Source organism: Mesorhizobium sp. RIZ17 (assembly GCF_051127865.1).
Lineage (GTDB): Bacteria > Pseudomonadota > Alphaproteobacteria > Rhizobiales > Rhizobiaceae > Mesorhizobium > Mesorhizobium humile.
In genome coordinates this window covers 1,648,501-1,667,503 of the sequence record NZ_CP147861.1, presented here as the reverse complement: position 1 = coordinate 1,667,503, position 19,003 = coordinate 1,648,501, and the positions used below count along the sequence as shown (strand labels likewise).

19 protein-coding genes are annotated in these 19,003 nt (G+C 64.2%); 12 read left to right on the top strand and 7 right to left on the bottom strand.

The features are described 5' to 3' along the window. Positions 1–50 precede the first annotated feature (50 nt). From ftsY to WDX12_RS08220, 6 genes are all read right to left on the bottom strand, one after another. On the bottom strand, positions 51–1,760 hold the full coding sequence (ftsY, locus tag WDX12_RS08245) for a signal recognition particle-docking protein FtsY (RefSeq protein ID WP_434724534.1): 1,710 nt from the start codon (positions 1,758–1,760) through the stop codon (positions 51–53). 13 nt (positions 1,761–1,773) lie between these two features. Continuing rightward, entirely contained in the window at positions 1,774–3,099 is a 1,326-nt protein-coding gene (gene mtaB / locus WDX12_RS08240) for a tRNA (N(6)-L-threonylcarbamoyladenosine(37)-C(2))-methylthiotransferase MtaB (protein ID WP_434724533.1), read from the bottom strand. Continuing rightward, entirely contained in the window at positions 3,099–3,983 is an 885-nt protein-coding gene (gene dapF / locus WDX12_RS08235; protein WP_434724532.1) for a diaminopimelate epimerase, read from the bottom strand. Before dapF ends, mtaB begins: the two co-directional genes overlap by 1 nt. A 187-nt stretch (positions 3,984–4,170) precedes the next feature. Continuing rightward, entirely contained in the window at positions 4,171–4,332 is a 162-nt protein-coding gene (locus WDX12_RS08230; protein WP_320298112.1) for a DUF1328 domain-containing protein, read from the bottom strand. Positions 4,333–4,426: 94 nt separating this feature from the next. Next, positions 4,427–4,996, bottom strand: coding sequence for a hypothetical protein (locus WDX12_RS08225; RefSeq protein WP_434724531.1), 570 nt, complete (start codon positions 4,994–4,996; stop codon positions 4,427–4,429). A 68-nt stretch (positions 4,997–5,064) separates the two neighbouring features. Continuing rightward, a complete protein-coding gene (locus WDX12_RS08220; protein WP_434724530.1) occupies positions 5,065–6,078 on the bottom strand; it encodes an MBL fold metallo-hydrolase in 1,014 nt (337 codons plus the stop codon). 125 nt (positions 6,079–6,203) lie between these two features. On the opposite strand from WDX12_RS08220, the gene WDX12_RS08215 reads away from it, so the two are divergent. From WDX12_RS08215 to zapE, 3 genes are all read left to right on the top strand, one after another. Next, positions 6,204–6,641, top strand: coding sequence for a VOC family protein (locus tag WDX12_RS08215; protein ID WP_434724529.1), 438 nt, complete (start codon positions 6,204–6,206; stop codon positions 6,639–6,641). A 199-nt stretch (positions 6,642–6,840) separates the two neighbouring features. After that, the gene (locus tag WDX12_RS08210) at positions 6,841–7,380 is read left to right on the top strand and encodes an AprI/Inh family metalloprotease inhibitor (protein WP_434724528.1); all 540 of its coding nucleotides are present in this window, start codon (positions 6,841–6,843) and stop codon (positions 7,378–7,380) included. A gap of 254 nt (positions 7,381–7,634) precedes the next feature. After that, a complete protein-coding gene (zapE, locus tag WDX12_RS08205) occupies positions 7,635–8,837 on the top strand; it encodes a cell division protein ZapE (protein WP_434724527.1) in 1,203 nt (400 codons plus the stop codon). A gap of 358 nt (positions 8,838–9,195) precedes the next feature. Here the strand turns inward: zapE and WDX12_RS08200 are convergent, their stop codons facing one another. Continuing rightward, positions 9,196–10,218: an IS110 family transposase gene (locus tag WDX12_RS08200; RefSeq protein WP_434724526.1), complete on the bottom strand. Its 1,023-nt coding sequence runs from the start codon at positions 10,216–10,218 to the stop codon at positions 9,196–9,198. Positions 10,219–10,420: 202 nt separating this feature from the next. Here WDX12_RS08200 and WDX12_RS08195 point away from each other — a divergent pair, with 202 nt between their 5' ends. The 9 genes from WDX12_RS08195 to WDX12_RS08155 all read left to right on the top strand — a co-directional run bounded on the left by WDX12_RS08195 (position 10,421) and on the right by WDX12_RS08155 (position 18,958). Continuing rightward, positions 10,421–10,708: a GIY-YIG nuclease family protein gene (locus WDX12_RS08195; protein WP_434724525.1), complete on the top strand. Its 288-nt coding sequence runs from the start codon at positions 10,421–10,423 to the stop codon at positions 10,706–10,708. A 434-nt stretch (positions 10,709–11,142) separates the two neighbouring features. Continuing rightward, the gene (mdh, locus tag WDX12_RS08190) at positions 11,143–12,111 is read left to right on the top strand and encodes a malate dehydrogenase (RefSeq protein ID WP_112100953.1); all 969 of its coding nucleotides are present in this window, start codon (positions 11,143–11,145) and stop codon (positions 12,109–12,111) included. Positions 12,112–12,151: 40 nt separating this feature from the next. Beyond that, entirely contained in the window at positions 12,152–13,345 is a 1,194-nt protein-coding gene (sucC, locus tag WDX12_RS08185; RefSeq protein ID WP_434724524.1) for an ADP-forming succinate--CoA ligase subunit beta, read from the top strand. Between the two features lie 4 nt (positions 13,346–13,349). Then, positions 13,350–13,721, top strand: a complete 372-nt coding sequence (locus WDX12_RS08180; protein ID WP_320298105.1) for a cupin domain-containing protein — start codon at positions 13,350–13,352, stop codon at positions 13,719–13,721. Positions 13,722–13,777: 56 nt separating this feature from the next. Beyond that, entirely contained in the window at positions 13,778–14,008 is a 231-nt protein-coding gene (locus tag WDX12_RS08175; RefSeq protein ID WP_320298104.1) for a hypothetical protein, read from the top strand. Further along, positions 13,998–14,417 carry a PIN domain-containing protein gene (locus tag WDX12_RS08170; protein WP_434724523.1) on the top strand — a complete coding sequence of 140 codons (420 nt, stop codon included), beginning with the start codon at positions 13,998–14,000 and terminating at the stop codon, positions 14,415–14,417. The genes WDX12_RS08175 and WDX12_RS08170 overlap by 11 nt, the downstream gene beginning before the upstream one ends. Before the next feature lie 3 nt (positions 14,418–14,420). Next, positions 14,421–14,918: a DUF1579 family protein gene (locus WDX12_RS08165; RefSeq protein WP_434724522.1), complete on the top strand. Its 498-nt coding sequence runs from the start codon at positions 14,421–14,423 to the stop codon at positions 14,916–14,918. Positions 14,919–14,930: 12 nt separating this feature from the next. Beyond that, a complete protein-coding gene (gene sucD / locus WDX12_RS08160) occupies positions 14,931–15,833 on the top strand; it encodes a succinate--CoA ligase subunit alpha (protein WP_320298102.1) in 903 nt (300 codons plus the stop codon). 137 nt (positions 15,834–15,970) lie between these two features. Beyond that, positions 15,971–18,958 (top strand): 2-oxoglutarate dehydrogenase E1 component, encoded by a 2,988-nt coding sequence (locus WDX12_RS08155; protein WP_434724521.1) that lies wholly within the window; start codon positions 15,971–15,973, stop codon positions 18,956–18,958. Positions 18,959–19,003 lie beyond the last annotated feature (45 nt).

Below are 19,003 nucleotides of genomic sequence, written 5' to 3'. Positions count from 1 at the left end.
CGCATGATCTGGCCAAAAAGCAGGCGGCCCTTCCAAGATCATGCCTTTGTTCAAGCCACGCCGGCGATCGCCCTCGCGAATTCGCTGGCGGAAAACGGTTCGAGGTCGTCGACCTGCTCGCCGACGCCGATGAAATAGACCGGCAGCCGGTGCTTGGCGGCGATCGCCACCAGAATACCGCCGCGCGCCGTGCCGTCCAGCTTGGTCATCACAAGGCCGTTAACGCCGGCGACATTGCGGAAGATCTCGACCTGGTTCAGCGCGTTCTGCCCGGTGGTGGCGTCGACCGTCTGCAGCACGGTGTGCGGCGCTTCCGGATCGAGCTTGCCCAGCACGCGCACGATCTTTTCCAGTTCCGCCATCAGCTCGGTCTTGTTCTGCAGGCGCCCGGCCGTGTCGATGATCAAAACGTCGGAGCCGGCCTCCTTCGCCTTCTCGAAGGCGTCATAGGCGAGGCCCGCCGCATCGGCGCCGAGCTTGGTGGCGATGACCGGCGATTTCGTGCGCTCGCCCCAGATCTTGAGCTGCTCGATCGCGGCGGCGCGGAACGTGTCGCCAGCCGCCAGCATCACTTTCAGGCCGCCATCGGTGAGCTTGGCGGCGAGTTTGCCGATGGTGGTGGTCTTGCCGGTACCGTTGACGCCGACGACCAGGACGACATGCGGCTTGTGGCTAAGGTCGAGCTCGAGCGGCCTGGCGACCGGCGCCAGCACCTTCTCCACCTCCGCCGCCATCACGGCGCGGACTTCCGCGTCGGAGACGTCGCGGCCATAGCGGCTGGAGGCGAGCGAATCGGTGACGCGAAGCGCCGTCTCGACGCCAAGATCGGCGCGGATCAGCACGTCCTCCAGGTCTTGCAGCGTCTCCTCGTCCAGCTTGCGCTTGGTGAAGACGCCGGCAATGTTGCCGGTGAGCTCGCGCGAGGAGCGGGCGAGCCCTTCGCGCATGCGCTGGAACCAGGAACGCCGCGGCGCCGGCTCCGGCGCTTTCACCGGCTCGGCCTTCTGCTCGACCTTTTTCGAGACCGTGACCTTGCCGGCGGCGGGGGCCGGATTTGGCGGCGACGGCAGGGCGTCCGGTTCGGGTGCGATCTCGGCAAGGATGGGCTGCGGCTCGACAGGCGCGGGCTGTCGAATAGGGGGCGCGATTTCCGCTTCGGCGGATGGTTCTACAGAAGGCGTCTCCGCCGGCGGCACCTCGATTGGTACAGGTGTCTCGGCTGGAACCTCACTCGGCGGTGTCGGCACTTCGGCCGGTGCCGGCTCGGGCTGCGGTTCAGGGCGGGAAGGCGCGATCTCCGGCTCAGCCGGCGCGGGCGCGGGCACCTCCTGCGGGACAGGCTCAGGCGCTGGTTCCGGCGCGGGTGAAGGCCCAGGTTGCGCCGGCGGCACTTCCTCCGGTGCCGGCGGCACAGGCTCAGGCGCCGGTTGCGGTTCTTCTTCGGGCTGCGGCAGCGGTTCCGGCTCGGTGGGAACGATCGGCTCGGGCTCCGGCGGGACCGTCGGCTCCGGCGCGGGCGTAGGCTCTTCGGGCAGCGGAGCGGGGGCAAGCTCAAGAGCCGGTTCTCTCGCCGGCGCGGCCTCCGCCACAGATTGCTGTTCGTCGCGCGCCAAAACTTCCGGCGCGGCCTGATCGGCCTCCGGCTTCAGCGCGTCCAGCTGATCCCATTTGATCGGCGGCAGCGGGGCGGTCTCGTCGACGCGCTCCTCGACGACCTCTTTCTTGCCGAACGAAAATATCTTCTTGAAAAAACCAGCCATGCGTCTCGCAGTCTCAGGCGGCTTGCGCGGCAAGCGGAGCCGCAATCAGTCGGGCACCGTCATGGCCGGCGATCACGGCCTCGACGATCTCGCCGGGCGCGCCGGCGTCGATCGCGGCCAGTGTGAAACCCTCGGTGCGGCCGAGCCCGTCGCGCTCGATCAGGATCGACTGCCGCGTGCCGGGCAGCGACGACAAATGACGGCGATAGGCGGCCTCGCCGGCGGCGCGCAGCCTCGCGGCGCGCGCCTTCACCACATCGCGGCGAACCTGCGGCATGCGCGCGGCGGGCGTGCCTTCGCGCGGGCTGAACGGAAAGACATGGAGATGCGTCAGCCCGCATTCCTCGACTATTCTTTCCGAATTCTCGAACATCGCCTCGGTCTCGGTCGGGAAGCCGGCGATGATGTCGGCGCCGAAGACGATGCCGGGGCGCAGCTTGCGCACGTCCTCGCAGAAGCGGATCGACTGGTCGCGAAGATGCCTCCGCTTCATGCGCTTCAGGATCATGTCGTCGCCCGATTGCAGCGACAGATGCAGATGCGGCATCAGCCTCTGCTCGGTGGCGATGGCGTCGAGCAGGTCGTCGTCGGCCTCGATGGAATCGATCGACGACAGCCGCAGCCGCTTCACGTCCGGCGCCTGGCGCAGGATGGTCTTCACCAGCTTTCCAAGCTTGGGGCTGCCCGGCAGGTCGGCGCCGAAGCTGGTCATGTCGACGCCGGTCAAAACGATCTCGGCATAGCCGTTGCCGGCCAGACGCTTGACCTGCTCGACCACCGCGCCCATCGGCACGGAGCGCGAGTTGCCGCGGCCGTAAGGAATGATGCAGAAGGTGCAGCGATGGTCGCAGCCGTTCTGCACCTGCACGAAGGCGCGCGCCCGGCCCTCGATGGCGTCGACCATGTGGCCGGCTGTCTCGCGCACCGAGAAAATGTCGTTGACGCGCGCCTTCTCGGTGTCGTTCACGCCGAAATCGGGCAGCGCGCGGTAGGAGTTGGCCTTGAGCTTCTCCTCATTGCCGAGCACGAGGTCGACCTCGTCCATGGCGGCGAAATTCTGCGGCTCGGTCTGTGCCGCGCAGCCGGTGACGATGATGCGGGCTGAAGGGTTCTCACGGCGCGCCTTGCGGATCGCCTGCTTGGCCTGGCGCACGGCTTCGGCCGTGACGGCGCAGGTGTTGAAGATGACGGCGCCGCCTTGCAGCGCGCCCAGGCCGGCGCTCTCCGCCTCGCGGCGCATCACTTCCGATTCATAGGTGTTGAGGCGGCAGCCGAAGGTGACGACGTCGATACCCTTGCCGGTGAGGGCTTGGGCCGCGCCTTTTTCAAGGGCGGACATCAGGCGGCGCTTTCGGTGTCGCGGGCCCAGGCGCCGGTCGAGGGATCGAAGCTGCCGGAAAATTCCCATTCGGCAGCACCCGTCAGGATGACGTGATCGTCATCGCGCCATTCGACATTGAGCTCGCCGCCGCCAGGCGTCAGCAGCGAGACGCGGCGGCCGGTGCGCCTGGTGCGAGCGGCCGCGACCACGGCGGCGCAGGCGGCCGAGCCGCAGGCCTTGGTAAGGCCGGCGCCGCGCTCCCAGGTGCGGATGATCATGGTTTCGGGCGATGTGACCTGGGCAATGGTGATGTTGGCGCGCTCGGGGAAGATCGGATGGTTCTCGAGCAGCGGGCCGAAGCGGTCGAGCTCGTAGGACCAGACGTCGTTGTCGACCCAGAAGATCGCATGCGGGTTGCCCATCGATACCGCCGAGGGCGAATGGAGAACCGGCGCGTCGATCGGGCCGATCTGCAATTCGATCATACGAGTGTCGCGGAACTCTTCCGCCAGCGGGATCTCCTGCCAGCCGAAGCGCGGCTTGCCCATGTCGACCGAGATCAGGCCGTCGGCATGCTCCTCGGCATTCAGGATGCCGGCGCGGGTCTCGAAGGTGAAGCTCTTCTGGCCGGTCTCGGCGGCCAAGGCCTGGACGACGCAGCGCGTGCCGTTGCCGCAGGCCTGCGCGCTGGTGCCATCGGAATTCAGGATGTCGATATAATAGGCGGTGCCCGGTGTGCGGGCATCATGGATCGCCATGATCTGGTCGAACTTGGTCGCCACGTCGCCGTTGAGGGCGATCGCCGCGGCCGGCGTCACCTTGTCGGCACGGCCGCGCATATCGGCAACGATGATCTCGTTGCCGATGCCGTTCATCTTGGCGAAGGGGGCCGTGCCTGGCATCTAAGCGGTCATTCCAATCCGTTTGGCCGCTATATGGCGGAAACGGGCAGGAATTACCAGTCCGGCGTGGTTCTGGCGACGACCAAGTGGTCGCGCCTGCGACGACCAAGTGGTCGCGCCGCGACGACCACGTGGTCGCTCCTGCGGCGACCCTAGCGGTCGCGCCGCGACGGCGAAGACGCCGCGCTTATGTAACGGCGAATACCCCAAGCACGATCAGCAGGAAGATGATCAGCACGATGCCGATGAGGACGCGCGCACCGGTGGCAGCGGCGCCGGCCAGCGCCGGCATGCCAAGCAAGCTCGCGGCAGCGGCGACAATCAAAAGGATGATGATCCACTTGATCATGGAAAAACCTCGCAAATCGACAGTGTTTGCAGCGACTTAGGAACGCGTCCGCAGCACTCTGGTTCCGTCGTCGCGAGGCTGATGCCGAAACATCCTATTGAGCGATCTCGAAGTCGGTCGTGAAAGGCGCTGTCTTTTGCGAGTTCTCGTCATGCATGAGGAAATCCGCGCGGTATTTGCCGGCTGGCAACCCGTCCACGGAGACGTTCAGCTTGAAGAACATTTCTCGGTTGTGCGAGCGCGAGGCGAGCTGGACGCGGCCGAGCTTCTCGAAGCTGCCCAGCTTCTCGCCAGACTGGGTCAGCACCGTGAGGTCGACATAAAGCGCGATCTGGTTGTTGCCCAACCCGTCGGAGCCGTAGCCATAACCGACCGGTTCCATGTAGAGCACGATCTCCTCGCCCGGTTTGTAGATATGGTCCGGGCGCTCCGTGTAGACACCGAAGCCGTTGGCCGAACTGATCTGCTTCACGTTCAGCACGGCAAGCGGCATTGCTTTCCACAGCGCTTCCTCCGCATCGCGGAATTTGCTGAGCGCGCCTACTGCATCGTTGGACTGGAGGGCTTTCTCCGCGTCGGCGGCCTTGTCGCCGATTTCGCCTGCGGATGCGGCCGTAGCCGTCGTCAAGGCGAGCGCAGCCAAGGCTATCGCAAAAGGCTTCATCGTGCTTCTCCCGGATATTGCTTCGGTATCGTGGTCGAAAGTCCGCCCGCAGGCCCGACAGCCTATTGCTACACGATGATGTCGGGCACGTCCCATACCTCTCCAGGCCTCAGCGCGCGAAAACGCTCCGGCGGCAGGTCTTGCGCCTGCAGCGCCTTGGCCAGTTTCTGCGCCGGCTCCTCGACCGGCTCGTCGGTGAGGTGGAACGTCCCCCAATGGCAGCCGGCGGCGAAGGCGGCGTTGCACAGCTTCATGCCCTGAACGGCTTCCTCCGGGTTCTGGTGCTGCGGCGCCATGAACCAGCGTGGCTCGTAGGCGCCGATCGGCAGGATGGCGATGCGGAAGCCGCCATGCTTTTGCGCCATCAGCCGGTAATTGATGCCGTCATGGAAGCCGGTGTCGCCGGCGAAATAGATGTTGCCGCCGTCCGTCTCGATGACGAAGCCCGCCCACAACGCCATGCGACGGTCGCGCCCGCCGCGCGCCGACCAATGATGCGCCGGCTCGACATGGATGGCGACCGCGCCGACGCTGAACCTGTCGCCCCAATCATGGACGCCGAGCCGCATGCCGGGCGCCGCGCGGTTGATGATGGCGTCGTTGCCGAGCGGTGCGATCACCAGCGGGTCATGGCTCTCCTTCAGCCGCTTCAGCGTGGCGAGGTCGAGATGGTCGTAGTGATTGTGGCTGACGAGCACGAGATCGATCGGCGGCAGGTCGGCAAAGGCAATCCCCGGCGCATTGATCCTTCTTGGGCCGGCAAAGGCGAAAGGCGAGGCGCGCTCCGACCAGACCGGATCGGTCAGGATGTTCAGGCCCGCCGTCTGGATGAGCAGCGAGGCATGGCCGACCATGGTGAGCCTGAGCGCGCCGCCTTCCACCCGGACGTGCGGTCTTGCCGGCGGATGGGGACTCGGAAAGGCCGCCGGCCATTTCGCCCGCCCGCCGCCGAACTGCCATTTGAGGAGATCGGTGAAACGCCCAGGCGGCTTGCCGCCGGGATTGAAGAACAAGGCGCCGTCGAAATGATCGCTGGGCGGGCCGCTGTAATAGCGGTTGGCGGTTCTTCTTCTCGCGGCCATTCTGTCTCCCGCCGGCTCGGTCCTTCCTGAGATAAGGACGCGCCTGCCTGGTGCAAGCATTTTGCTCGCGAATGCCAATGGCCTAAGCCCGCTTCATTTAGGATCGCGGGAGGGGGACGACCACCATGGCGATGAAGCGAACCAAGACACCCTGGATGAAGGCCGAGGATTTCGGCCGCTCGCTGCCGCACGGGGTCGGCGTCAACCTTCTGGTCACCGACATGGCGGCGATGGAGGCTTTCTGTCGTGACGCGCTTGGCGCGCGGATCATCTATGCCGACGAGGACTTTGCTGCGATCGAGCTTCTGGGCTCGATCTTCATGCTGCATGCCGACCATTCCTATCTCGACAATCCGATGACGGGCGTTACCGCGGGCGCCGAGACGCGCGGAGCCGGGATCGAATTGCGCCTTTACGGCGCCGATCCCGATACGATCGAGAAAAAGGCGGTGGCGCTCGGCCATATCGTGCTGGCCGGCTCGATCGACAAGCCGCATGGCCTGCGCGAATGCTACATCGTCGGTCCGGACGGTTATGTGTTCGTGCCGAGTGCCCGGATTTAATATGGTTATTTCAATAACTTAAGAGGTTGTCTCTGGCATCTTCGCGGGTGCCCGCCGCCTTGCTGCGATAAATTTGCAACAGCCGCTTCGAAAACCCTATTTTAACCATATCGGGTTGAAATTCTGCCACCTTCGCCATCTTGGTGGAGCGGAGATTACGCGGATGGCTCCCCCCGGCCAGATCCGACGGAGGTTGAAGATGCATTTTTCAAGGACTGGCCTTTTGGCCGTATCGCTGGCCGCGCTGGTAGCGAGCGGCTGCTCGACCTCGCGCTTCTCGTCGATGGACGATCAGCAGCCGGCGCCGCTGACGCCGGCGCCCTCCGGCACGGTGACGCAGAATCAGCTGCCGCCGCCGGCAGCTCCCGGCACCACGGACCCGTCGCAGTTCCCGAGCGCGCCGAAGAACACCCAGGTCGCCTCGCTGCCGCCGGGCGGCGCGCCGCCCGCCGGCGCCACCGACCTCACCGCGGCCAGCGTCGCTGGCGTGTGGAATGTCAATGTCTCCGGACAGAGCTGCAAGGTGGCGACACCGCAGACCAAATTCGGCGCCGGCTACCGCGCCGGTCCGCTGCACTGCCCGGCTCCGATCGACGGCATCAAGTCGTGGAATGTCGCCGGCAAGCAGCTGACGCTTTACGACGAAAACGGCGGCACGCTGGCCAGGCTCTATTCGTCGGGCGGCGAAAAGTTCGACGGCCAGACTTCCAGCGGGCAGCCGATCTCGCTTACAAGGTAGGGTATGCAGATATTCAGGTGATGCCGGTCTGCGAACGGCGGCTTCCTGCGCTTCCGGCCTTCGCCGACCGAAGCACTTATGACTGGCGCGGAAGTCAAATTGAGGCTATGGCCGGCATAGGCCGGTGCTCACGTACTTCAAGTACGCTCCGCTCCGGTTTTCGTAAGCCACCATTCTCGGCTCGGCCTGACCTGAATCTCAGCATACCCTTGGTGCCTCTTAGAGCATTCTGCTCGATATAAATGACGTGATCCATGCATCTGCGCGACGGTATCCAGACCCATGCGACCGTCAGGCAGCGCTACGATCATCTCGTCCAGAGCGGCGCGGTCGCGCGTGACCCGGCGCAGGAGCGCATCGTCGCCGCGCTCGACCGGCTGACCGACGAGATCTCGGCAAAAAGACTGGCGCAGAAATCGAGCGCGCTGGGCTGGCTGTTCGCGGCCAAACGGCAGCCGCGCGAGCCGGTCAAGGGCCTCTACATTCATGGCGGCGTCGGTCGCGGCAAGACCATGCTGATGGACGTGTTCTTCGAGCTGCTGCCGGTCCGTCGCAAGCGCCGCGTGCATTTCAACGACTTCATGGCCGATGTGCAGGACCGCATCCAGAAGCACCGGCAGGCGCGCAAGAATGGCGACGTCAAGGAAGACGATCCGATCCCGCCGGTGGCCCGGGCGCTGGCCGATGAAGCCTGGGTGCTGTGCTTCGACGAGTTCTCCGTCACCGACATCGCCGACGCGATGATCCTGTCGCGCCTGTTCTCGGCGCTGTTCGCCAGCGGCGTGGTGCTGGTCGCCACCTCCAACGTGGCGCCGGAGGACCTCTATCGCGACGGGCTGAACCGCCAGCTTTTCCTGCCGTTCATCTCGCTGCTCGAGCGCAATGCCCATGTGATGACGCTCGATGCCGACAAGGACTACCGGCAGGAAAAGCTCAACCGCCAGCCGGTCTATGTCACGCCCGACGATGCCGCGGCCGACCGCGCGCTGGACGATGCCTGGGAGGCGATGACCCACGGCCAGCCGACCAGCGAGGTAACGCTGACTCTGAAAGGCCGCCATCTCGTCGTGCCGCGCGCGGCCGGCGACGCCGCGCGCTTTTCCTTTGCCGATCTCTGCGAAAAGCCGCTCGGCGCACGCGACTACCTCGCGATCGCCGGCCGTTTCTCGACCGTCTTCATCGACCATGTGCCGGTGCTGGGCGAAGGCAAGCGCAACGAGGCCAAGCGCTTCATCCTTTTGATCGACACGCTCTACGACCACCACATGCGGCTGGTGATGAGCGCCGCGGCGCCGCCCGAAGGGCTCTATACCGCCAAGCGCGGTACGGAAGTGTTCGAATTCGAGCGCACCGCCTCGCGTCTGGTCGAGATGCAAAGCCGCGACTGGCTGGACGACTGGGCGGAGCGGCGGGAGCCGAATGCGCCGGCCGCGGAGGCGAGGCAGGCGCAGAGATAGGGGTAGGGTAGGGTAGGGTAGGATATTGTGTCGCCACTCCCTTTGCATCGTGGGAGGTTGGCGAAATCCAGCGCGACAGCGTGAAGCGGCGCCCTATTCTTCGTCATGTATGGACGGCCCCTCTTGGGCAAGAGGCAAAATAGCGGCGACGGCTTAAGTCTGGAGCGGTCATGTATTCGGCCTTTGATGCGGTCGATTTGATGACCGCTGGCCCTCAGGGGTTACGCGGATCGAGTTCCAATCATTCTAGCGCGCTTTTTAATCGCGATGACGAAGGCGGAGTGTCTCGACCCAGGTCCTGACCATTTTGCCGTGCTGCTATTTGCTCCTTACGCTGTTAAGGGCCTCGCTTTGCGGGTTATGCCGCAGCCGGCGCCCTGTATTGTTGTCCCGAGCTCAGCATTGCCCAGATGATGCGCGCGGTCTTGGCTGCCTGCGCCACGACCGCGACCTTGACCGGGCGCCTGGCCAGCAGGCCGCGTATCCAGGGCGAGCCTCTGTCGGGCTTGGCCCTGACCTGGCGCAGCCAGGAACTGGCGCCGAGAATGAGCAGCCTTCGCAGGTCTCTGTCGCCGGCGCGACTGATATGGCCCGTCAGCTTGTGCTTGCCGCCGGTGTCATGACTCTTGCGGGTCAGGCCGAGCCACGCCGCGAAGTCCCTGCCCGAGGCGAACTGGCGGCCGTCGCCAATGGCCGCGATGGTTGCATGTGCGATGATCGGGCCGACGCTCGGGATCGTCGTCAGCCGCAAGGCCGCTTGCTGCTGCCTGACCTGAGCCAGGATCTGCTTGTCCAGCTTGCCGATCTCGCCATCCAGCGCCCGCCATTGTCCGGCCAGCGGCGCCAGGCAGATCAGCAGCGCCGCGGGGATGGCCTCATCCGAGGTCTCGATGCGCTGCAGCAGCGCTTCCAGGCCCGCAGCCCCCTGGGCGCTTGTCTGGCCCATCTCATAGAGCAGGCCACGCATGGCGTTGGCCAACTGCGTGCGCTGGCGCACCAGAAGGTCACGCGTGCGGTGCAGGCCCCTGGCCCATTGCTGTTCGACCGTCTTGATCGGCACGAAGCGCATGTCGGGCCGGCTCACCGCCTCGCAACAGCCGTGCGCGTCGCGGGCATCGTTCTTGTTGCGCGGAACATAGGGCTTCACATAGGCCGGCGGCATCAGCTTGACGTCATGGCCGAGCGCGCTGAGCGTGCGGGCCCAATGATGAGCCGAGCCGCAGGCCTCCATGCCGATCAGCGCCGGCGGCTGCGCGGCGAAGAACTTCTCCACCTGCGCGCGGCGCAGCTGGCGCTGCACCACCACGCGCCCGGTCGCATCCACGCCGTGCACCTGAAACACATTCTTGGCCAAATCGATACCAAATCTGATAGCTTGCATGACGGACGGTCTCCTTCCGCTGGAGTTAATCACAGCCCAGTTTGGCACATTCGATGCCGCAAGGGGCCGTCCACCCATCATTCTAGGGCGAAGCAAGGAGCGAAGCGACGCGCGAAGACCCTAGAATCCATGCCGTGACGCAGGCCGTAGAATGCAACGGTTGGGAATAGCCGTTGGCAATGGTGCCAACTAAGATCGCCACATGACAGGCTACGTCTACATGACTGCAAGCCAGAAAGGCGGCACGATCTATATCGGCGTCACCAACGACTTTGCTCGTCGGATGCCCGAGCACAAGGCCGGCCAAGGCTCCAGCTTCACCAGCCGTTACGGCGTTCAGCGTCTCGTCTGGTACGAGGAGTATTTCGACATCACCGACGCCATCCAGCGTGAGACGTCATTGAAGCGCTGGCCGCGGCAATGGAAGATTGATTTGATCGAGAAGACCAATCCGGAATGGTTCGAACTGTTTCGTGGGATTGGCTGGTGAACGTTCTTCACCGTGGCGGCGCTCGGGCGTCATGGCATGGATTCTAGGGTCTGCGCGCGTCGCTTCGCTCCTTGCTCCGCCCTAGAATGACGAAGGAGAGGTTGGCGGGACAGCGCCACTCTGGCCTGCCGAGCATCTCCCCTTTCGGGTCCTCGGGGAGATTGGCCAATCGCATCACAAGGGCGTCATCGCCGGGATGAAGCCTTCTGATTTCGACGTTCATTGTGTAAATTCCCCTCAGTCGGCTTCCAAGTTTTGACGTTTACGTAACTCCCGATGCATCTAACCGATTGAAAATGTTGGACTCAAAATAATCGTTTGAATTTCACTTGCGCCGGAGTTATTCGGTGCGGCTAAATCTCGCGGTTTCTCGCATCCTTTCGGCCTCCCGGCCCCGTCACGACCTCGTCACAGACAAAGGAAAACATCCTCACATGGCACGCAACAAGATAGCGCTCATCGGCTCGGGCATGATCGGCGGCACGCTCGCCCATATGATCGGCCTCAAGGACCTCGGCGACGTGGTGCTGTTCGATATCGCCGAGGGCATTCCGCAGGGCAAGGGCCTCGACATCGCGCAGTCTTCTCCCGTCGACGGGTTCGACTCCAGGCTGACCGGCGTCAACGACTATGCCGGCATCGAGGGCGCGGATGTGTGCATCGTGACCGCCGGCGTGCCGCGCAAGCCCGGCATGAGCCGCGACGACCTTCTCGGCATCAACCTCAAGGTGATGGAACAGGTCGGCGCCGGCCTGAAGAAGTATGCGCCCAAGGCTTTCGTCATCTGCATCACCAACCCGCTCGACGCGATGGTCTGGGCGCTGCAGAAGTTCTCCGGCCTGCCGACCAGCCATGTCGTCGGCATGGCCGGCGTGCTCGACTCCTCGCGTTTCCGCTACTTCCTGGCCGAGGAGTTCAAGGTTTCGGTCGAGGACGTCACCGCTTTCGTGCTCGGCGGCCACGGCGATTCCATGGTGCCGATGATCCGCTATTCGACGGTGGCCGGCATTCCGCTGCCCGACCTCGTCAAGATGGGTTGGACCTCGAAGGAAAAGCTCGACCAGATTGTGCAGCGCACCCGCGACGGCGGCGCCGAGATCGTCGGTCTGCTGAAGACCGGTTCGGCCTATTACGCCCCGGCAGCGTCGGCGATTTCGATGGCCGAAGCCTATCTCAAGGACAAGAAGCGCGTGCTGCCCTGCGCCGCGCATCTGTCGGGCCAATATGGCGTCAAGGGCACCTATGTCGGTGTCCCAGTGGTGATCGGCGCCGGCGGCGTCGAGCGCGTCATCGAGATCGACCTGTCCAAGGCCGAGCAGAAGATGTTCGATTCCTCGGTCGCGGCCGTCCAGGGCCTGACCGAGGCCTGCACCAAGATCGCCCCGCACCTCGCCGGCAAATAATCTGGCCGGCAAGTAATCGACCTCCTCGGAGACCAAGCGCATGAACATCCATGAGTATCAGGCCAAGGCGCTGCTGAAGACATTCGGCGCGCCGGTCGCAAGCGGCGTTCCGGTGTTCAAGGCAAGCGAGGCGGAAGCGGCCGCCAAGGCGTTGCCCGGCCCGCTCTATGTCGTGAAGAGCCAGATCCATGCCGGCGGCCGCGGCAAGGGCAAGTTCAAGGAGCTCGGCCCCGACGCCAAGGGCGGCGTGCGGCTGGCGAAGTCGGCGGCCGAAGTGGTCGCCAACACCAACGAGATGCTCGGCCACACGCTGGTCACCAAGCAGACGGGCCCCGCCGGCAAGCAGGTCAACCGCCTCTATATCGAAGACGGCGCCGACATCGCCCGCGAGCTCTATCTGTCGATCCTGGTCGATCGCTCGGTCGGCCGCATCGCCTTCGTCGTCTCGACCGAGGGCGGCATGGACATCGAGACGGTTGCGCATGACGCGCCGGAAAAGATCGTCACCGTCGCCATCGACCCGGAAAAGGGCGTGAGTGCCGACGACGTTAAGAAGCTCAATGCTGCGTTGAAGCTCGACGGCGATGCCGCCAAGGACGGCGGCACGCTATTCCCGATCCTCTACAAGGCCTTTGTCGAGAAGGACATGAGCCTGCTCGAGGTCAATCCGCTGATCGTCATGAAGGACGGCCATCTGCGCGTGCTCGACGCGAAGGTGTCGTTCGACAACAACGCGCTGTTCCGCCACCCGGACGTGATGGAGCTGCGCGATACCACCGAAGAGGACGAGAAGGAGATCGAGGCGTCGAAATACGACCTCGCCTATGTCGCGCTCGACGGCAATATCGGCTGCATGGTCAACGGCGCCGGCCTTGCCATGGCGACGATGGACATCATCAAGCTCTACGGTGCTGAGCCGGCTAACTTCCTCGACGTCGGCGGTGGCGCCTCCAAGGAAAAGGTCACGGCGGCGTTCAAGATCATCACCAAGGATCCAGCGGTCGAGGGCATCCTGATCAACATCTTCGGCGGCATCATGAAGTGCGATGTCATCGCCGAGGGCGTGATCGCCGCGGTCAAGGAAGTGGGTCTGAAGGTGCCGCTGGTCGTGCGTCTGGAAGGCACCAATGCCGAGCTCGGCAAGAAAATCATCAACGACAGCGGCCTCAACGTCGTCTCGGCCGACGACCTCGACGACGCGGCCAAGAAGATCGTCAAGGCGGTGAAGGGCTAAAGCGATGCCTCCGCGCAAGATAAACCTGGTCGAGGCGGCGGATCGGACGATCACCAAGGTGTTCGATCCGCACATCGCCGGCGACGTCAATGACAGCCAGGCCAAGGTCGCAAAATTTGGCGAGGCCTTCGACTGGCATGCGCACGACAATGAGGACGAGGCTTTCCTGGTGCTGCGCGGCAGGATCGCCATCGACTTCCGCGACGGGCCGGTCGAGCTCGGCGAGGGCGATTTCATCGTCGTGCCACGTGGCGTCGAGCACCGGCCGCGCTCGCTGACGCCGGAGCCCGTGGTGTTGATGTTCGAGCCGGCGACGACCTTGAACACCGGCAACGCCAAGAGTGACCTCACCGTTACCGATTTGAAGCGGCTGTAACTTGCGATGACCACACAGTCACACATATACTGTGTGGAATTGCAGGAGAAAGTGACATGAAGAATATCACCCTGGCGGTCGAGGAAGTCATCCTGGAGCAGGTCAAGCTGACGGCCGCCGAACAGCGGACGACGGTCAACGGTATGGTGCGGGAGTTTTTTGCCGAGGTGGCGGCGAAACGCCAGGCGAAGGACGAGGCGCGGCAGGCGCTGCTGAGGCTTGCGCGCGAGGCGGCGGGAGATATGGGCAGCAAGACCTGGGACCGGGAAGCTCTCTATGATCGCTGAGTGCTTCCTCGACACAAACGTCTTGGTTTATGCGGCCATCGGGCACAAATCCGAGCGCGCCAAATATGAACGCGCCGTGGAGTTGATTGCCAAGGAAGACTACTCGACCTCCGCGCAGGTGCTGCAGGAGTTTTATGTGAACGTGACCAAACGAGCCGACGTCGTGCTGGCGCCGGCCAAAGCGGCCGAATGGGTTGCCGCTATCTCCATGAAGCCTTGCCAGGATTTGGACAGCGCGGTGGTCATGCGCGGCATCGAGAACGCGCAGCGGTATCGGATTTCCTATTGGGACGGCGCAATCATCGCCGCTGCCGAGCGCCTTGGCGTCAAGAAACTGTACACTGAAGATCTCAGCCATGGGCAGACCTACGGTTCCCTGGTCGCCATCAACCCTTTCCGCACGCACTGAGCCATGAACGCGTCGCCCTTCTCTTCCCTCTCGGACGGTCACCAGCGCCTGCAGGCGCTGGTCGGCGCGTGGCGCGGCGAGGAAGAGGTTGCGGCGACGCAATGGACCGACGCCGGCGCGGCGACATCGGAAGTGCAGGCCGAGGCGCAGTTCGGCGGCCTGTTCGTGGTGCAGCGCTATCGCCAGCGCCGCGACGGCACGGTCTCGTTCGGCGCGCACAATGTGTTCGGCTTCGACCAGCAGAACAGCCTCGTCACCATGCATCAGTTCGACTCGATGGGGTTCGTGCCGATGTCGCCGGCCACCGGCACATGGAGTGGCAACGAACTGGTGATGGAACGGTCGTCGCCGCGCGGCGCGGCTCGCGTGACCTACAATTTTGACCGCACTGATACCTATCGCATGAAACTTCAGTTCAAGCCCGCCGGCAGCGATGCCTGGCAAGACATGGTGAGCGGCGTCTACCGGCGCGTCTCGCCTTCCACGATCAACGGTTTTTAGAAAAGGGCCGCGATGTCCATTCTCGTCGACAAGAATACCAAGGTGCTGGTCCAGGGTCTGACCGGCAAGACCGGCACGTTCCACACCGAGCAGGCGCTGGCCTATCACGGCACCAAGATGGTGGGCGGCATCCATCCCAAGAAGGGCGGTGAGACCTGGACCGGCGCCAAGGGCGAGAGCCTGCCGATCTTCGCCACCGTGGCCGAGGGCAAGGCAAGGACCGGCGCCAACGCCTCCGTCATCTATGTGCCGCCGGCGGGCGCGGGCGAGGCCATCATCGAGGCGATCGAGGCCGAGATCCCGCTGATCGTCTGCATCACCGAAGGCATTCCGGTGATGGACATGGTCAAGGTCAAGGCGCGGCTCGACCGCTCGACCTCGCGGCTGATCGGCCCGAACTGCCCGGGCGTGCTGACGCCCGACGAATGCAAGATCGGCATCATGCCCGGCAACATCTTCCGCAAGGGCTCGGTCGGCGTTGTTTCCCGCTCGGGAACACTTACCTATGAGGCAGTCTTCCAGACCAGCAATGTCGGCCTCGGCCAGACCACGGCCGTGGGTATCGGCGGCGACCCGGTCAAGGGCACCGAGTTCATCGATGTGCTGGAGATGTTCCTCGCCGACGACGAGACCAAGTCGATCATCATGATAGGCGAGATCGGCGGCTCGGCCGAGGAAGACGCCGCGCAGTTCCTCAAGGACGAAGCCAAGCGCGGCCGCAAGAAACCCATGGCGGGCTTCATCGCCGGGCGCACGGCGCCGGCCGGCCGCACCATGGGCCATGCGGGCGCGGTGATCTCGGGCGGTAAAGGCGGCGCGGAAGACAAGATCGCGGCTATGGAATCGGCCGGCATCAAGGTTTCGCCGTCGCCGGCTCGGCTCGGCACGACGCTGGTCGAGGCGATCAAGGGTTAAGTGAGTAGCGAATAGTGAGTAGCGAATAGCGAATAGGGAAAAGAGTAGCGGCGCGCGGCTTGGGAGATCCCTATTCGCTATTCGCTACTCACTATTCGCTCCAAGAAGGAGACGGAGCCAGGCTCCGCTGAAACGACATGGCAAGGCAAGATCAGGCCAACGACCAATTCTCGCTCACCTCATTCCTCTATGGCGGCAATGCCGACTACATCGACGCGCTCTACGCGGCCTATGAGGACAATCCGGGCTCGGTCGATCCGGAGTGGCAGGATTTCTTCGCCGCGCTGAAGGACGACGCGGGCGATGTCCGCAAGAACGCCAAGGGCGCCTCCTGGGCGAAGCCTTCCTGGCCGCTCACGGCCAATGGCGAGCTGGTCTCGGCGCTCGACGGCAATTGGGGCCTGGTCGAAAAGGCGATCGAAAAGAAGGTCAAGGAAAAGGCGGTCGTCAACGGCGCCGTGCTTTCCGACGCCGACGTGCACCAGGCGACGCGCGATTCCGTGCGCGCCATCATGATGATCCGCGCCTACCGCATGCGCGGCCATCTGCACGCCAATCTCGATCCGCTCGGCATCGCCAAGCCGCTCGAGGACTATAACGAGCTGTCGCCGGAGAATTACGGCTTCGCCGAAGCCGATTACGACCGGCCGATCTTCCTCGACAATGTGCTGGGGCTCGAATTCGGCACCATCCGGCAGATGCTGGACATCCTGACCCGCACCTATTGCTCGACGCTCGGCGTCGAGTTCATGCACATCTCCGACCCGGAAGAGAAGGCCTGGATCCAGGCGCGCATCGAAGGCGCCGACAAGGAGATCACCTTCACCGCCACCGGCAAGAAGGCGATCCTGTCGAAGCTGGTCGAGGCCGAGGGCTTCGAGCAGTATATCGACGTCAAGTACAAGGGCACCAAGCGTTTCGGCCTCGACGGCAGCGAGTCGCTGATCCCCGCGCTGGAGCAGATCGTCAAGCGCGGCGGCCAGCTCGGCCTGAAGGAAATCGTGCTCGGCATGGCGCATCGCGGCCGCCTCAACGTGCTCTCCCAGGTGATGGCCAAGCCGCACCGCGCCATCTTCCACGAATTCAAGGGCGGTTCGGCCGCTCCCGACGAAGTCGAAGGCTCGGGCGACGTGAAGTATCACCTCGGCGCCTCGTCGGACCGCGAGTTCGACGGCAACAAGGTGCATCTGTCGCTGACGGCCAATCCCTCGCATCTGGAAATCGTCGACCCTGTCGTGATGGGCAAGGCGCGCGCCAAGCAGGACCAGCTCGCCGGCCGCGAGCGCGGCGAGGTCGTGCCGCTGTCGGAACGCGCCAAGGTGATGCCGCTGCTTTTGCATGGCGACGCCGCCTTTGCCGGCCAGGGCGTGATCGCCGAGATTCTCGGCCTGTCGGGCCTGCGCGGCCATCGCGTCGCCGGCACGCTGCATTTCATCATCAACAACCAGATCGGCTTCACCACCAATCCGCGCTTCTCGCGCTCGTCGCCCTATCCGTCGGATGTGGCCAAGATGATCGAGGCGCCGATCTTCCACGTCAACGGCGACGACCCGGAAGCGGTGGTGCATGCCGCCAAGGTCGCGACCGAGTTCCGCATGAAGTTCCACAAGCCGGTGGTGGTGGACATGTTCTGCTACCGCCGCTTCGGCCACAATGAGGGCGACGAGCCGGCCTTCACCCAGCCGATCATGTACCGCAACATCCGCACCCATAAGACCGTGGTGCAGGTCTATGCCGATCGGCTGATCGCCGAAGGCCACGTCACCCAGGCCGAGGTCGACAAGATGCGGGCCGACTGGCGCGCGCATCTGGAAGCCGAATGGGAAGTTGGCCAGGCTTACAAGCCGAACAAGGCCGACTGGCTGGATGGCGCGTGGTCGGGCCTGCGCACCGCCGACAACCAGGACGAACAGCGGCGCGGCAAGACCGCCGTGCCGGTGCGCACGCTGAAGGAGATCGGCAAGAAGCTGACCGAGGTGCCGAAGGATTTCGAGGCGCACAAGACCATCCTGCGCTTCCTCGAAAACCGCCGCCAGGCGATCGAGTCGGGCGAAGGCATCGACTGGTCGACGGCCGAGGCGCTGGCCTTCGGCGCCATCCTGCTCGACGGCAATCCGATCCGGCTTTCCGGCCAGGATTCGGAACGCGGCACCTTCTCGCAACGCCATTCGGTGCTTTACGACCAGCGCGACGAGAACCGCTATATCCCGCTCAACAATCTGTCGGCGGCGCAGGCGGGCTACGAAGTCATCAACTCCATGCTGTCGGAAGAGGCCGTGCTCGGCTTCGAATATGGCTACAGCCTGGCCGAGCCCAAGGCGCTGACGCTCTGGGAGGCGCAGTTCGGTGACTTCGCCAATGGCGCCCAGGTCGTGTTCGACCAGTTCATCTCCTCCGGCGAGCGCAAGTGGCTGCGCATGTCCGGCCTCGTCTGCCTCCTGCCGCATGGCTATGAAGGCCAGGGGCCGGAGCATTCGTCGGCGCGCCTGGAGCGCTTCCTGCAGCTCTGCGCGGAAGACAACATGCAGGTCGCCAACGTCACCACGCCGGCCAACTACTTCCATATCCTGCGCCGGCAACTGAAGCGCGATTTCCGCAAGCCGCTGATCCTGATGACGCCGAAGTCGCTGCTGCGCCACAAGCGGGCGGTGTCGACGCTGCCTGAGATGTCGGGCGAAAGCTCGTTCCACCGCCTGTTGTGGGACGATGCGCAGCTGCTCCCCAACCAGTCGATCAAGCTGGTGAAGGACTCCAAGATCCGCCGCGTCGTGCTGTGCTCGGGCAAGGTCTACTATGATCTCTACGAGGAGCGCGAGAAGCGCGGCATCAACGACATTTACCTTTTGCGCGTCGAACAGCTCTATCCGTTCCCGGCCAAGGCGCTGATCACCGAACTGTCGCGTTTCCGCAATGCCGAGATGGTGTGGTGCCAGGAGGAGCCCAAGAACATGGGCGCCTGGTCGTTCATCGATCCTTATCTCGAATGGGTCCTGGCGCATATCGACGCCAAGCATCAGCGGGTGCGCTACACCGGGCGGCCGGCCTCGGCCTCGCCGGCGACAGGGTTGATGTCGAAGCATCTCAGCCAGCTGGCGGCGTTGCTCGACGACGCGCTTGGTGAATAAGCAGACCGGACGAAACAGACCTCAAGAAGACAACGGACAGGCACA